Source organism: Simplicispira sp. 125 (assembly GCF_003096555.1).
Taxonomy (GTDB): Bacteria; Pseudomonadota; Gammaproteobacteria; order Burkholderiales; family Burkholderiaceae_C; genus Simplicispira.
In genome coordinates, this window is record NZ_QEKM01000001.1 from 944,724 (window position 1) to 960,114 (window position 15,391).

Here is a 15,391-nt window from a genome sequence, read left to right on the forward strand (position 1 = left end):
ATGGTGGACCAGGTCGATTGCGTGGTGGTGGGTGCTGGTGTGGTGGGGCTGGCAGTGGCGCGTGCGCTGGCGCTGCAGGGGCGCGAGGTCTTGGTGCTGGAGGCGGCGAACGCCATGGGTACCGGCACCAGTGCGCGCAACAGCGAGGTTATCCATGCGGGCCTGTACTACGCTGCGGGTTCGCTCAAAGCGCGCCTGTGTGTGCAGGGCCGCGAGATGTTGTATGGCTACTGCGCCGAGCGCCATGTTCCCCACCAGCGCTGCGGCAAACTGGTGGTGGCCACGGATGTCGCGCAGCTGTCCGCCTTGCAGGCGGTACAGCGCCACGCACAGGCCAATGGCGTGCTCGACCTGGAGTGGCTCGATCGCAATGCAGCGCAGGCGCTGGAACCTGCCCTGGAATGCGTAGCTGCCCTGCATTCGCCCAGCACGGGCATTGTGGACAGCCACGGCCTGATGCTGGCCTTGCTGGGTGATCTGGAGAGTCAAGGCGGTGTTTTGGCATTGAATTCGCCTCTAGAGCAAGCCCAATGCGCGCAAGAAGCTATTGAATTGGTAGTGAAGGACGGTACGCGATTGCGTGCAACAACCGTGGTGAACGCGGCCGGTCTGGCCGCTCCCGGTCTGGCGGCGCGGTTTGCGGGCATGGACCCGGTGCACGTGCCGCAGGCGTGTTACGTCAAGGGCAACTATTTCACGCTCATTGGCCGGGCACCTTTCTCGCGCCTGATCTATCCCGTGCCCGAAGCCTCCGGCCTGGGTGTACACCTGACGCTGGACCTGGGTGGCCAGGCCAAGTTTGGTCCCGATGTGCAATGGGTGGACAGTGCCAACGACCTGCTGGTGGATGCCACGCGGGGCGATGCGTTCTATGCCGAAGTACGCAAATACTGGCCGGGGCTGCGCGATGGTGCGCTGGCGCCGGGCTACGCCGGCATTCGGCCCAAGGTGCGTGGCCCGCAGGGACTGATGGCCGACTTCTGTATCCAGGGGCCGGCAGTGCACGGGGTGCCCGGACTGGTTCAGTTGTTCGGCATCGAATCGCCCGGCCTGACCAGTGCGCTGGCCATTGGCGCCCATGTCGCTGCCCTGCTGCAAGACTGACGGGTGATAGCCGCATCCGACCAACTTTCTTGCGGGGTTTTGCCCATCATCGCTAAGATGAGCCCATGGTGGTCGCAAATTGGCACCTGCGGGCATGCCTGATTTGTATTTTTCATGAAAGGCTGATATGACGACTTCTGCAAACGATGTACTCCAAAGCACCCAGTCCGAACTGGAGAAACTGGTCTCCGACCTGCGTGCCCTGATGTCCAACAAGGATTTTGACGGCGTACCCGAAATCAAGATGCTGCGCCAGCGCCTGGACGATGGCCTGCACAACGCCCGCGATTCCGCCGTGCGTGCAGCCCAGGAAGCCGCGCGCCAGGCCAAGGATGCCGCACGCGCTGCCGACCGTTATGCCCACGACGAGCCCTGGCGTGTTGCAGGTGCCGCCATGGCTGTGGGCGCGCTGGTGGGATTCCTGCTTGCACGCCGTTGAAGCGAGCGTTCTGGCAATAGACAGACTGCAAGTGGGGAGGGAGGTGTCATGAACTGGATTTCCCTTTTCGGGCTTGAAACGCTTGTCTTGCGCTGGCGCGCCGCAGCCATGGAAGGTGCCATGGCCATCGAAGACAGGGCTGAGTTGGCGCGTCTCGAATGGCAGGAGCAAAAACGCAGGCTGCGTCAGCTGCTGCTGCTCGGCATTGCCGTGGCCGCACTGACCGTGGTGGCGCTGGTTGTGCTTTCGCTGGCTTTGCTGGTGCAGTTCTGGGACACGCCGCACCGTTCACTGGTGGCCTGGATTTTGGCGGCCCTGTGGTTGTTGGTCTGGGGCGGCTCCTTGGCCGCACTGCTGTCGGTAACCCGCCAGGCAGGCAATGCCTTTGCACTGACCCGCCAGGAGTTGCAACAAGACTGGCGCGAAATCAAGGAGCACCTGTGAGCATGTCGTCTTCCCCTGCATCCGTGCCCACCGCTCGGCGCCCCACCGCTCAGCAGCAACGGGTGCTAGAGCGTATTGCAACCCAGCGGACCAGACTGCGTGCCCGTAGCGCGCAGCGCCAACAGCTGCAGACCCAAGCCCGTAATACCCCAGGCGTTTCCCCCGATGCGCCTGTGATTCAACGGCTAGCGGTCTTTGCCAAACTGCATCCTGTGGTTGTGACGGCCGTGCTGGGCGCCGCATTGGCGGCGGGGCCGCGGCGCTTGGTGCGCTGGGCGGGGGTGATTTTGCCCCTCGTCATGCAGTTGCGCGGGCGATAAGACCCGCCTGCCTCGTCAGGCCAGGTTTTTGAGCGCGCGCGCCGTGCGCGCCACGATTGCTGGGCCTTCGTAGATCAACCCGGTGTAAATCTGCACCACATCAGCACCTGCGCGGATCTTGCTGACGGCATCTTCAGGGCCCATGATGCCGCCTACCCCGATGATGGGGAAGCGGCTGCCCAGGGCGGAGCGCAACTGGCGGATGACCTGGTTGCTCGCCTCCAGAACAGGGGTGCCGCTCAGGCCGCCGGCTTCTTCGGCATGGCGCATACCTTGCACCGCAGTGCGGCTGATGGTGGTATTGGTGGCAACCACGCCATCCATGCCGTGGCGCTGCAGCGTTGCGGCAATGACGGCCACTTGGGCTTCGTCCAGATCGGGCGCAATTTTTACAAAAATCGGCACGCGGCGCGGTTGACCGTCGGCCCTGCGGTGCTTTCCGGCCAGTTGTTCGCGCCGCTCGGCAATGGCGCCGAGCAGGCTGTCCAGGGCAGCATCGCTTTGCAGTGCACGCAGGTTCTGGGTATTGGGCGAACTGATGTTCACTGTCACATAGTCTGCATGGGGGTAAACGCCATCGAGGCAGGTGAGATAGTCGCGCGTGGCCTCTTCGATGGGCGTAGTGGCATTCTTGCCAATGTTCAGGCCCAGCAGCAGGGGGTGCTGCTGCTTGGTGCGGAATTTCGCCTGTTGCACGTTGTGGAGAAAGGCGTCCAGCCCGTCGTTGTTGAAACCCAGTCGGTTGATGAGCGCGCGCGCTTCGGGCAGGCGGAACATGCGCGGCTTGGGGTTGCCCGGTTGTCCCTTGGGCGTGACCGTGCCCACTTCGACAAAACCAAAGCCCATGGCGCCCAGTGCGTCGATGCAGCGTGCATTTTTGTCCAGCCCGGCCGCCAGGCCTACGCGGTTAGGGAAGAGCAACCCCGCCAGCTCGATAGGGTCGTGCACGGTTTCATTGCACCAGGCCCACTGCAAGGGCGTGCCCTGGCCGCGGGCCAGCATGTCCATGGTGAGGTCGTGAGCGGTTTCGGCGTCGAGGCCGAACAGGAATGGGCGGGTAAGGGCGTAGGGGATCAGCGACATGGGGATAATTCAGTGTTCACCCCTTGATTCTCTCCCATGACGACACCTACCCCCCTGACCCAAGACGAACTCAAGGCCCTGGTTGGCCAGGCTGCCCTGCGCTATGTGGTGCCCGGCGACATTGTGGGCGTGGGCACCGGCTCCACCGTCAACAAGTTTATTGACGCACTGGCCACGATCAAGGACCAGGTGCGCGGCGCTGTTTCCAGCTCCATCGCCAGCACCGAGCGTCTGCGCGCTATCGGCATCCCGGTGTTCGACGCCAACGAGGTCGAGCAGCTCGCGGTCTATGTGGACGGCGCCGATGAAATCGATGGGAAGGGCTACATGGTCAAGGGCGGCGGCGCTGCCCTGACGCGAGAGAAAATCGTGGCGTCGCTGGCGCGGCAATTCGTCTGCATCGCTGATGAATCCAAGCTTGTGGATACGCTGGGGCGCTTTCCCCTGCCGGTAGAGGTCATCCCCATGGCAGCGGCGCATATTGCCCGCCGCTTTGCCGTATTGGGCGGCCAGGCCACGCTGCGCCTGAAGAATGGCCAGCCGCTGGTGACCGACAACGGACAGCACATCCTGGATGTAACAGGTCTGCGCATTGCTGATCCGCTTGCGATCGAGTCAGAGATCAATCAGTGGGCTGGGGTGGTCACCGTGGGTATTTTTGCGCACCAGAAGGCGCAGGTCTGCCTGCTGGGCACGGCCCAAGGTGTGCAGACGCTGACCTATTGAGCGTGTTAACGGGCTCCGGTGCCGTGGCCCGTTTGCTCAGAATCGGATGCCGGCCGGGTTGGATGGCGTTGGAGTGCCTGGTTCCGGTGGGGGCGGTGCGGGGCGTGCGCGCACAGGCGCACGCTGGGCTTCTGCGGCTTCGGCAGGGGCTGAAGCTGGCTCAGCACGCTTGAGAGCGACCAGCGGCGTCGCGGCGGGGCGCCGGTAGCTGGGTGGCAGTTTCGATTCTTTGGGGTACCCGGCCAAGTCAAGGTACTGCGTCCATTCCGTGTCAGAAAAACCGCGCAGCTGTTGCCCACCAATGGTTCCAAAGGGCAGGCTGGCGTCTCCGCTCAGCCTTTGGAGCGCGGCGACATCGTCTTGCGTTTCGACGGTACGTTCGGTGAACGGCACACCGCGCAGCGTCAACAAGTTGCGTGCGTTGACACAAGGCGAACAGTCCGGGCCCGAGTAGAGAGTGACGGGAAACTTGGATGCCACCTGGCGCAGCTCGTAGGGCAGGGATGCCGTAGCGCCTGATGATGCGGGTCCCGGCATCACCATGCTCTCGGTCGCAGCGGCCTTGCTGGGGGCTCGATCCGAGAAGGTGACCTTGCCGTCCGGTCCGACAATGCGGTGAACAGACTGGGCCAAGGCCAGGTTGCAGGCACTGGCGGCGCAGAGCAAGGAAAGCAGGGCGAAGGATGGGCGCATCAGGTTCATCGGACGGTCTCCAAAAGCGGTGGCAATCGCAGTATTTTCAAGCCATTCCCTGGTGGCGCAAGAGCGCATCCAGGCTGGGTTCGCGGCCCCGGAAGGCTTTGAAGGATTCCATGGCAGGGCGGCTACCGCCCGCCTCCAGAATGGACTGGCGGTAACGGCGCCCGGTTTCGGCATTGGGTGTGCCATCGGGGGCCGCGGTTTCCTCAAACGCGGCGTAGGCGTCGGCACTGAGCACCTCGGCCCATTTGTAGCTGTAATAACCAGCGGCATAGCCGCCTGCAAAAATATGGCTGAAGGTGTGCGCCGTGCGGCTAAAGGCCGGTGGCTGCAATACGGCCACTTCGGCGCGCACCAGGTCCAGCAGGGGCATGAAATCCTGCGCTGGGTCGTGCTCGGTGTGCAGCAGCATGTCGAACAATGCGAACTCGATCTGGCGCAAGGTTTGCATGCCACTCTGGAAGTTCTTGGCGGCGATCATTTTGTCGAACAGCGGCCGGGGCAGGGGCGCCCCCGTGTCCACATGGGCGGTCATGTGCTGCAGAACCTCCCATTCCCAGCAAAAATTTTCCATGAACTGGCTGGGCAGCTCCACCGCATCCCACTCCACGCCGCCAATGCCCGAAACATCGCGTTCATTCACCTGCGTCAGCATGTGGTGCAGGCCGTGGCCAAATTCGTGGAACAGGGTGATGACGTCGTCGTGCGTGAGCAGGGCCGGTTTGCCGTCCACACCGCTGGCAAAGTTGCACACCAGATGGGCCACCGGGGTTTGCAAGGCGCCGGTGTCGGGGCGCAGCCAGCGGGTACGCACGTCGTCCATCCAGGCGCCGCCGCGTTTGCCGGTGCGCGCGGGCTGGTCCAGGTAGAACTGGCCGACCAGAGTGCCGCCCCGTTCGATGCGGTAGAACTCCACCGCCGGGTGCCATACCGGAGCCTGGTCGGGCCGGATGGCCACTTCAAACAGCGTTTCAATAATTTTGAACAGGCCGGCCAGCACCGTGGGGGCCGGGAAATACTGGCGCAGTTCCTGCTCACTGAAAGCGTAGCGGGCTTCCTTGAGCTTCTCGGCCACATAGGGCCAGTCCCAGGCCTGCGGGTCGTTCAAGCCCAGCTGTTCGGCGGCAAAGGCGCGCAGATCGGCCACGTCTTTTTCGGCATGGGGGCGCGCACGGCGGGCCAGGTCGCGCAAAAAAGCGACCACTTCGGTGGGCGACTGTGCCATTTTGGGTACCACGGACACTTCACCAAAATTGGCGTAGCCCAGCAGGCGTGCTTCTTCCTGGCGCAAAGCCAGAATTTCCTGGATGAAGGCGCTGTTGTCAAAGCGCGTGGCATCGCCTTCGGCCTGGTCAGAGGCGCGGGTGGTGTAGGCGCGGTAGAGCCGCTCGCGCAAGGCGCTGCTGCGGGCAAACTGCATCACGGGCAGATAACACGGCATTTTCAGCGTGAGCTTGTAGCCCTCTTTGCCTTCGGCCTCGGCAGCCTGCCGTGCGGCCTGCTGCACATCTTGTGGAACGCCGTCGAGTTCTTCGGCGCGGGCGTAGTAGGCAAAGGCGTCGGTAGCGTCGAGCGTGTTTTCGCTGAATTTTTGCTGCAGCTCGGCCTGGCGCTCCTGGATTTGGGCGAAGCGCTCTTTGGCGGCCCCAGTGAGTTCGGCGCCCGAGAGCACGAAGTTGCGCACGGCGTTCTTCAGGGCTTGGCGCTGTTCGGCATTGAGCAGAACCGGGTCGATGGCTTTGTACTTGGCATACAGGCGTTCGTCGGCGCCCAGGCGCGTCCAGAACTCGGTCACGCGCGGCAAGGCCTCGTTGTAGGCGGCGCGCAGCTCAGGTGTGTCGGCCACGCTGTTGAGGTGGCTCACCGCACCCCAGGCGCGCCCCAGTTCCTCGGTGGCAACGTCCAGCACCTGGGCGATGGCGTCCCAGCGCGCAGGGAAATCGGTGGCTGTCACCGCTTCCAGCGCCGTATCAGCGCGGCCTAGCAGGGCGTCGATGGCGGGTGCTACATCGGCAGGCGCGATGCGGTCGAATGCGGGCAGGTCGGAGAAGTCGAGAAGGGGATTGCTCATGCGGGCTTAGATGGCGGCGCGGGGCGCAGGTTCAAGGCGGGGGCGCGGTGTCAGCGTGCAGCCGTGCGTTCAGCGGCTTCGAGGGTGTTGACCAGCAGCATGGTGATGGTCATGGGGCCTACGCCGCCGGGTACTGGGGTGATATGGCCGGCCACGGCCTTGACGCCGTCAAAGTCCACGTCGCCGCAGAGTTTGCCTTCATCGTTGCGGTTCATGCCCACGTCCAGCACCACGGCGCCGGGCTTGACCATGTCGGCTGTGAGCACGTTGCGCTTGCCCACGGCGGCGACGATCACGTCGGCCTGTAGGGTCTGCGCCTTGAGGTCCTTCGTGCGCGAGTGGCAGACGGTGACCGTGGCGTCCTGGGCCAGCAGCATCAGTGCCATGGGCTTGCCGACGATGTTGCTGCGGCCGATGACGACGGCGTGCTTTCCCTTGAGGTCGTAGCCGATGCTCTCCAGCATTTTCATGCAGCCGTACGGCGTGCAGGGCCAGAAACCGGGCATGCCGGTCATCAATGCGCCTGCGCTGGCCATGTGGAAGCCATCGACGTCCTTGGCGGGCGAGATGGCCTCGATGACCTTTTGCGCATCGATGTGCGCGGGCAGGGGCAGCTGCACCAGGATGCCGTGGATGGCGGGGTCTTTGTTGAGGGCGTTGACCCGCGCCAGCAGCTCGGCTTCGCCCAGGTCGGCGGGGTATTGCTCCAGCACCGAGTGCAAGCCCGCCTCATGGCAGGCCTTGACCTTGTTGCGCACATAGACCTGGCTGGCAGGGTTATCGCCCACCAGTACCACGGCCAAGCCAGGGGTAATGCCACGGGCTTTGAGGGCCTGGGCGCGTTCGGCCACTTCCGTGCGCAGCTGGCGGGAGAGGGCGTTGCCGTCAATCAGTTGGGCTGTCATGCTCAAAATTTAAATAAAAAGTGACTCTAACGCACTACTGGTAAGCGCTGAAAGCTATAAAAAGAGGAGTCATCAAGCCTTGGGCGCATTCTGGCCCAGGGCGATTTTGAGCAGGTCGGCCACGGTGTTGGCGCCCAGCTTTTCCATGATGTTGGCGCGGTGCGCCTCCACGGTCTTGATGCTGATGCCCAGGTCGTCGGCGATCTGCTTGTTCAGGCGGCCGGCCACGATGCGCTCGAGCACCTGTGCTTCGCGGCTGGTGAGTTTGGAAAGCAGGGCGTCGCGGCTGGCGGCCTGTTGGTGGCCTGCAAAGGCTTCGCGTGCGTGGTCGAGCATGCGCTCGACGAGGTTCACCAGTGCTTCTTCGTTGAAAGGCTTCTGGATGAAATCCAGCGCGCCTTTCTTCATGGTGTCGACAGCCATGGGTACGTCGCCATGGCCGGTGATGAAGACGATGGGCAAGGGAGAATTGCGCTCCAGCAAGCGGTCTTGCAGGTCCAGTCCGGTCATGCCGCCCATGCGGATATCGACGATCAGGCATGCAATCTCGCGCGGGTCGTAGCGCGACAGAAACGATTCGGCCGAGTCGAAACATCGTACCCGGTAGTCTCTGCCTTCGAGCAGCCATTGAAGCGAATCGCGGACGGCTTCATCGTCGTCCACCACATAGACGGTGCCTTTTTTGGGAATCAAACTCATGCAATTGTCCTTGGGGTATGTGCGTTTGCTACAGGTTCTGTAGTGTCGTTGGCAGGCGCAGCGAGCGGTAACCAGAAAGAAAATCGGCAACCCGTGACCTCTAAACCATTGTAGATGTTCTCGGCCTGCATCCTGCCCTGGTGCGATTCGACAATGCTACGGCACAGGTTCAGACCCATGCCCATGCCTTCACTTTTTGTGGAGAAAAAGGCTTCGAACAGGCGTTCGAGCACTTCAGTGGCCAGGCCCTTGCCCGTGTCCTGTACCGAAAACTCGACCACCTGCAGGCCCTCGATCTGGCGCGGAACCACGCGCAGTTCCACACTGCGCCCTGCGAGGGCGCGCTCGGCGTGGGCAATGGATTCGGCGCCGTTCTTCATGAGGTTGACCAGCACCTGTTCGATCAGGATGGTGTCGGCCATGACAGGAGGCAGGCGGGCGGCCACATAGTGGGTCAGGCGCACGTTGTGGCGGCGCAGCTCGATGTCGGCCAGCTCTACGGCCTCATTCACCATGGCGGCCACGTCGGCCAGCTGTCGGTTGGGCTCGCTTTTCTTCACGAAATCGCGGATGCGCTGGATGATCTGGCCCGCGCGCTGTGCCTGGTGCGCAGTTTTCTCCAGGGCGGCCAGCAAGGTTTCTTCGGTGATATTGCCGCTGTGGATGCGTGAAATGATGCCGCTGCAGTAGTTGCTGATGGCGGTCAGCGGTTGGTTCAGTTCGTGGGCCACGCTCGACGCCATCTCGCCCATGGTGATCAGGCGGCTGACCGACTGGGCGCGCTCGGTCTGGCGCGCCGTCTGTTCTTCGGCCAGGCGGCGCGGCGTGATGTCTGTGGCAATCACCATCTGCGCCAGGCGCCCATCGACCCAGCTGAGATAGCGCGAGCGCACCTCCAGCCATTTGCCCAGGTCGGGCAGGTAGATTTCGGCGTTTTCCGAGTGCGCACTGGTCAGCGGGTCGGCGGGCAGGCCCATCAGGCCGTCTTCGTCGTCCGCACCGCTGGCACTGGCGCTGGAGGCGGGCAAGACACCGGCCTGGGCGACCAGTTGCAGGTGACCGCCGGTTTGCGAGCCAAACCACAAGCGATAGAGCTTGTTGGCAAACAACAGCTCTTCACTGCCCAAAGGGGCCACCGAGACCGAGGCGTCCAGCGATTCGAGCACGATGGTGAAGCGCTCGTGCGAGGCCGACAGCTGCTCGCGGATGCGGTTGGGCTCGGTGATGTCGGTCATCGAGGTCATCCAGCCTGTCTGCTGGCCCCGGGCGTCGATCAGGGGCGACACATACAGGCGCGCATCGAACAGGGCCCCGTTCTTGCGCCGCACCCGCACCTGGAAGCCACCGGAGACGGTTTTGCCGTTCAGCTCATCCTGCAGTCGGGCGCTGAGCTGCTCATATTCGGATTCGGGCCAGTAAGGGAAGGGGGCGGTCTGGCCCACCAGCTCGGCTTCGGTCCAGCCGGTCATCTGGCAGAAAGCCGCGTTCACGTAGGTGATGCGCCCCTGCAGGTCGAGCGCGCGCATGCCGGTGAGCACCGAGTTTTCCATGGCGCGGCGGAAATTGGTTTCAGCCACCAGGGCCAGTTGGGCCTGCATGCGGCGGCGGGTGTGGCGCCAGGTGGCAATCAGCATCCAGGCCGTCATGGCGCTGAGGGTACCCACCAGCCAGAACAAGCCGCTGCCCACCACACCGAGTGACGTGCGGTAGGCCTGCGCACGCAGCACCAGGCCGTTGCCCACTGGTGAAATAGGCACGGCGTACTCGTTGGCCTTAGCGCTCCAGGGTATCCACTGTGCGGCCCGGTTGCGGTTCTGCAGGGGAGTGCCCGCCAGCACCTGGCCCTTGTCGTCCAGCAGTGTCACGGCGTAACGTGCCAGCACCTCGGTGGGCGTGCCATAGCGCAGCAGGCTGTCAATGGAGTATTCGCCGAGCACCACCCCGCCGAACTTGCCTTGCACGTTGAGTGGAACAAGCACCTGCAGCAAAGGCGTTGACTCGTTAGCGACGGCCGATGGCTGGACATACACGGGCTGCTGCAGGTCCCGGGTCAGGCCAAAGTTGTCTGCGGTGGGGCCGGGCTTAAGCACTTCACCCGCCACGCGCACCTGGCTACCCGCCAGTGTGGGTGCGGAGTGGCTGGCGCGGATGCGGCCGCGCTCGTCGATCCAGGTGATGGCCTGCAGTTCAGGGTATTGGCTGACCAGAGACTCGGCGCGCTGGCCGAACTGGGTGCGCTCCATGTCCTGGTTGGAGAGGTCGCGTGCGATGCGCATGATCTGCTCTTGGCGCTCGAGCAGGCGCAGGCGCACCCGCTGTTGCGCGTATTCGATGTCGCGGCGCAAAGCTTCTTGCTCGCGCTCGCCTTCTTCCACGCGCAGGTACCAGAAAGCGGCCACGATGGCTGCCATGAAGATCAGCACGGCGGCCAGCGGCGCCAGGGCGGCAAACCGGTCCTGGCGCACCGGAGAAAGGCTGCGCCACCAGACACGCCACCACTGGGCCAGTGCGGCACGGGACAGCTTTCGCGGTGGTGTGGCGGGTGGTTGTTCCAACATGCCCCCGAGTGTAGGGGAGCGCCGGGCGAGCCTTCGCCCAGCAAATGTGCGTTTGCAGCAAAATATCACATAGTAAAAATGAAAAGCATAATTTGAAAAATAGAAAAATTGTGCAAAAATAGGGCGAACGCACTAAATTGTGGCAATTACCTAGGAGACAAAACATGTCCACTCAACCCGATTCCCCGGCCGTTCACGGCGAGCCCACCGACATCGACCAACAGGAAACCCGTGAGTGGATGGAGGCACTCTCCGCCGTCATCGAAAAAGAAGGCCCTGAGCGTGCCCACTTCCTGCTCGAGCAGCTCCTGGAGCATGCCCGCCAGAGCAGCATCGACCTGCCGTTTTCTGCCAACACCGGCTACGTGAATACGCTTGAGCCCGACCAGGAAGCGCGTTGCCCGGGCAATATTTCGATTGAAAAACGCCTGCGCGCCTACATGCGCTGGAACGCCATGGCCATGGTGGTGCGTGCCAACCGCCTGCACCCGGCCGACGGCGGCGACCTGGGCGGCCATATCGGCTCGTTTGCTTCGCTGGCCAGCATGTGGGGCGCCGGTTTCAACCACTTCTGGCACGCCGAGAGCGAAAACCACGGCGGCGACTGCATTTACTTCCAGGGCCACAGCGCGCCAGGCATTTACGCCCGCGCCTACCTGGAAGGCCGCATTACCGAAGACCAGCTGGAAAATTTTCGGCAAGAAGTGGGCGGCAAGGGGCTCTCTAGCTACCCGCACCCCAAGCTGATGCCGGGCTTTTGGCAGTTCCCTACCGTCAGCATGGGCCTGGGGCCGATGATGGCGATCTACCAGGCGCGTTTTCTCAAGTACCTGCACGCCCGCGGCATTGCCGATACGGCCAACCGCAAAGTCTGGGTGTTTTTGGGCGACGGCGAGATGGACGAGCCAGAAAGCAAGGGCGCCATCAGCCTGGCGGCGCGCGAGAACCTCGACAACCTGATCTTCGTCATCAACTGCAACCTGCAGCGGCTCGACGGCCCGGTGCGCGGCAACGGCAAGATCATCCAGGAGCTCGAGGGTGACTTCCGCGGTGCCGGCTGGCACGTCATCAAGCTCCTGTGGGGCAAGGGCTGGGACGACCTGCTGGCGCGCGACAAGAGCGGCAAGCTGCGCCAAGTGATGATGGAAACGCTGGATGGCGACTACCAGACCTACCGCGCCATGGATGGCGCCTACATTCGCAAGCATTTCTTTGGCAAGTATCCCGAGACGCTCAAGCTCGTAGAGCACCTGAGCGACGATGACATCTGGGAGCTGCGCCGTGGTGGCCACGACCCTGAAAAGGTGTACGCCGCCTTCCATTCGGCCAACGCCCACCAGGGCCATCCGACCGTGCTGCTCGTCAAGACCGTCAAGGGCTATGGCATGGGCAAGGCCGGCGAGGCCAAGAACACGGTGCACCAGACCAAGAAACTGGCGGACGAGGACATCCGCTACATCCGCGATCGCTTCGCCATTCCCATCCCCGACAGCGAACTGGAAAAGCTGCCGTATTACAAGCCGGCCGACGACACGCCGGAAATGCAATACCTGCACCAGCGGCGCAAGGCGCTGGGCGGCTACCTGCCCAAGCGGCGCCAGCAGGCCGACGAGCACTTCACCGTGCCGTCGCTGGAGACGTTCAAGGCCGTTCTGGAGCCCACGGCCGAAGGCCGCGAGATCAGCACCACCCAGGCCTATGTGCGCTTCCTGACGCAGTTGCTGCGCGACAAGGCCCTGGGCCCGCGCGTGGTGCCCATTCTGGTGGACGAGGCGCGCACCTTCGGCATGGAGGGCATGTTCCGCCAGATCGGCATCTACAACCCCCGTGGCCAGCTCTACACCCCGGTCGACCGCGAGCAGGTGATGTACTACAAGGAGCAGGTGGACGGCCAGATCCTGCAAGAAGGCATCAACGAAGCGGGCGGCATGTGCTCATGGATCGCGGCGGCAACGTCGTATTCCACGAACAACCGCATCATGATTCCGTTCTTCGTGTACTACTCGATGTTCGGCTTTCAGCGCTTTGGCGACTTTGCCTGGGCGGCGGGCGACATGCAGGCGCGCGGCTTTATTTTGGGCGGCACCTCGGGCCGCACCACGCTCAACGGCGAAGGCCTGCAGCACGAAGACGGCCACAGCCACATTCTGGCCAACACCATTCCCAACTGCGTGAGCTACGACCCGAGCTTTGCGCACGAGGTGGCCGTCATCATGCATGAGGGCCTCAAGCGCATGGTGGAGCGCCAGGAAAACGTGTACTACTACATCACCCTATTGAATGAAAACTACGCCATGCCCGGCCTCACGCCCGGCACCGAAGAGCAGATCATCAAGGGCATGTACCTGTGCAAACAAGGCGCTGAAGGCGACAAGCGCGTGCAACTGCTGGGCTCGGGCTCCATCCTGCGCGAGTCACTCGAAGCGCAAAAGCTGCTTGCGGCGGAGTGGGGCATACAGGCCGATGTCTGGAGCTGCACCAGCTTCAACGAGCTGACCCGCGAAGGCCAGGACGCCGAGCGCTGGAACCTGCTGCACCCGCTGGAGACACCGCGTGTACCGTTTGCCACGCAGCAGCTGGCCAGCCGCAGCGGCCCGGTGGTGGCTTCGACCGACTACATGAAGGCGTTTGCCGAGCAGATTCGTTCGTACATTCCCGCAGGCCGTGCGTACAAAGTGCTGGGCACAGACGGCTTTGGCCGCAGTGATTTCCGCAGCAAGCTGCGCGAGCATTTCGAGATCAACCGCCACTACATCGTCGTTGCCGCGCTCAAGGCGCTCAGCGAAGAAGGCGCCGTGCCTGCGACCAAGGTGGCCGAGGCGATTGCCAAATATGGCATTCAGGCCGACAAGATCAATCCGCTGCACGCATAACCAGAACCGGAGGCAAACCGTGAACCCCCACGCTCATATTCATTCGCTGCCCCCCAAGGGGGCGCATGCCTCCTTCGAGGCGGTTCGGCAGGAGGCATAACATGGCATTGGTAGACATCCAGATCCCGGATATCGGGGACGTTGACGTAGTAGGCGTGATTGAATTGCTGGTCAAACCCGGTGACACGGTGAAGGCCGAGCAGTCGCTCATTACGGTGGAATCCGACAAGGCGTCGATGGAAATCCCGTCGAGCCATGCAGGCGTGGTCAAGGAGCTGCGCGTGCAGGTGGGCGACAAGGTCAAGCAGGGCTCCGTCGTGCTGACACTTGAAGTGGCGGGGGGCTCAGAATCTGCATCAAATTCGGCTCCAGCGCCCGCCGTGCAAGCGCAAGCAGCTATCAAAACAGAAGAAGTTGTAGCTGCACCTGCAGCAGCGCCCGCTGCGGCACCGCCACCCGCCGCCATTCCCGCGGCGGCGCCGCTGGCCGCCGCCGCAGTACCGGCCCATCAGCCTGGTACGCCCAGTGCGGGCTTGCCCCATGCATCGCCTTCAGTGCGCAAGTTTGCGCGGGCGCTGGGCGTGCCGCTGGACGAACTGGTCGGTACAGGCCCCAAGGGCCGCATCACCCAGGACGATGTGCAGAACTTCACCAAGGCGGTGATGGGCGGCGCAGCGCAAACCCGCGCTGCCGCTGCCAAGGCCCCGGCGGCGGGTGGTTCGGGCGAGGGCCTGAACCTGCTGCCCTGGCCCAAGGTGGACTTTGCCAAGTTTGGTCCCATCGAGCGCAAAGATATTTCGCGCATCAAAAAGATCAGCGGTGCCAACCTGCACCGCAACTGGGTGGTCATCCCGCACGTCACCAACCATGACGATGCCGACATCACCGAGCTCGAAGCCTTCCGCGTGCAACTGAACAAAGAGAACGAGAAGAGTGGCGTGAAGGTCACCATGCTGGCCTTCATGATCAAGGCGGCCGTGGCTGCGCTCAAGAAGTTTCCCGAGTTCAACGCCTCGCTCGATGGCGAGCAGCTGGTGTTCAAAAACTACTTCCACATCGGCTTTGCGGCCGATACACCCAACGGCCTGATGGTGCCGGTCATCAAGGATGCCGACAAGAAAGGCATCTTCGAGATCAGCCAGGAGATGGGCGAACTGGCCAAGAAGGCGCGCGAAGGCAAGCTGAGCCCGGCCGAGATGAGCGGCGGGTGCTTCTCCATCAGCTCGCTCGGTGGCATTGGCGGGCGGTATTTCACGCCCATCATCAACGCGCCCGAAGTGGCCATCATGGGTGTCTGCAAGAGCAGCATTGAACCCCAATGGGACGGCAAGCAGTTCGTGCCGCGCCTCTCGCTGCCGCTCAGCCTGAGCTGGGACCACCGCGTGATCGACGGCGCTGCCGCTGCGCGTTTCAACGTGTACTTTGCCTCGCTGCTGGCGGACTTCCGCCGCATCGTGCTTTAACCGGGGG

The 15,391-nt window shown here is 63.2% G+C and carries 12 protein-coding genes; 6 read left to right on the top strand and 6 right to left on the bottom strand.

The genetic code is table 11. From position 1 onward, the window contains the following. The 3 genes from C8D04_RS04360 (at position 1) to C8D04_RS04370 (ending at position 1,987) form a co-directional block, all read left to right on the top strand. Entirely contained in the window at positions 1-1,104 is a 1,104-nt protein-coding gene (locus C8D04_RS04360) for an NAD(P)/FAD-dependent oxidoreductase (protein ID WP_116006008.1), read from the top strand. Between the two features lie 127 nt (positions 1,105-1,231). Further along, complete coding sequence (locus C8D04_RS04365; RefSeq protein WP_116003760.1) at positions 1,232-1,543, top strand: DUF883 domain-containing protein; 312 nt, start codon at positions 1,232-1,234, stop codon at positions 1,541-1,543. A 48-nt stretch (positions 1,544-1,591) separates the two neighbouring features. Continuing rightward, entirely contained in the window at positions 1,592-1,987 is a 396-nt protein-coding gene (locus C8D04_RS04370; RefSeq protein ID WP_116003761.1) for a phage holin family protein, read from the top strand. Between the two features lie 335 nt (positions 1,988-2,322). On the opposite strand, the gene C8D04_RS04380 is transcribed toward C8D04_RS04370, so the two are convergent. Then, on the bottom strand, positions 2,323-3,390 hold the full coding sequence (locus C8D04_RS04380; RefSeq protein WP_116003763.1) for a quinone-dependent dihydroorotate dehydrogenase: 1,068 nt from the start codon (positions 3,388-3,390) through the stop codon (positions 2,323-2,325). Between the two features lie 36 nt (positions 3,391-3,426). Here C8D04_RS04380 and rpiA point away from each other — a divergent pair, with 36 nt between their 5' ends. Further along, positions 3,427-4,116, top strand: a complete 690-nt coding sequence (gene rpiA, locus C8D04_RS04385; RefSeq protein ID WP_116003764.1) for a ribose-5-phosphate isomerase RpiA — start codon at positions 3,427-3,429, stop codon at positions 4,114-4,116. Positions 4,117-4,152: 36 nt separating this feature from the next. Here the strand turns inward: rpiA and C8D04_RS04390 are convergent, their stop codons facing one another. The 5 genes from C8D04_RS04390 to C8D04_RS04410 all read right to left on the bottom strand — a co-directional run bounded on the left by C8D04_RS04390 (position 4,153) and on the right by C8D04_RS04410 (position 11,048). Beyond that, complete coding sequence (locus C8D04_RS04390; RefSeq protein WP_116003765.1) at positions 4,153-4,818, bottom strand: glutaredoxin family protein; 666 nt, start codon at positions 4,816-4,818, stop codon at positions 4,153-4,155. A 37-nt stretch (positions 4,819-4,855) separates the two neighbouring features. After that, a complete protein-coding gene (locus C8D04_RS04395) occupies positions 4,856-6,886 on the bottom strand; it encodes a M3 family metallopeptidase (RefSeq protein ID WP_116003766.1) in 2,031 nt (676 codons plus the stop codon). Between the two features lie 50 nt (positions 6,887-6,936). Continuing rightward, on the bottom strand, positions 6,937-7,791 hold the full coding sequence (folD, locus tag C8D04_RS04400; RefSeq protein ID WP_116003767.1) for a bifunctional methylenetetrahydrofolate dehydrogenase/methenyltetrahydrofolate cyclohydrolase FolD: 855 nt from the start codon (positions 7,789-7,791) through the stop codon (positions 6,937-6,939). A gap of 72 nt (positions 7,792-7,863) precedes the next feature. After that, a complete protein-coding gene (locus tag C8D04_RS04405; RefSeq protein ID WP_116003768.1) occupies positions 7,864-8,490 on the bottom strand; it encodes a response regulator transcription factor in 627 nt (208 codons plus the stop codon). Continuing rightward, positions 8,487-11,048: a PAS domain S-box protein gene (locus C8D04_RS04410; RefSeq protein WP_116003769.1), complete on the bottom strand. Its 2,562-nt coding sequence runs from the start codon at positions 11,046-11,048 to the stop codon at positions 8,487-8,489. The genes C8D04_RS04405 and C8D04_RS04410 overlap by 4 nt, the downstream gene beginning before the upstream one ends. 164 nt (positions 11,049-11,212) lie before the next feature. On the opposite strand from C8D04_RS04410, the gene aceE reads away from it, so the two are divergent. Together aceE and aceF are read left to right on the top strand one after the other, a co-directional pair. Beyond that, positions 11,213-13,921 carry a pyruvate dehydrogenase (acetyl-transferring), homodimeric type gene (gene aceE, locus C8D04_RS04415; RefSeq protein WP_116003770.1) on the top strand — a complete coding sequence of 903 codons (2,709 nt, stop codon included), beginning with the start codon at positions 11,213-11,215 and terminating at the stop codon, positions 13,919-13,921. Positions 13,922-14,022: 101 nt separating this feature from the next. Beyond that, positions 14,023-15,384, top strand: coding sequence for a dihydrolipoyllysine-residue acetyltransferase (gene aceF, locus C8D04_RS04420; RefSeq protein ID WP_116003771.1), 1,362 nt, complete (start codon positions 14,023-14,025; stop codon positions 15,382-15,384). The last annotated feature ends 7 nt before the right edge of the window (positions 15,385-15,391 follow it).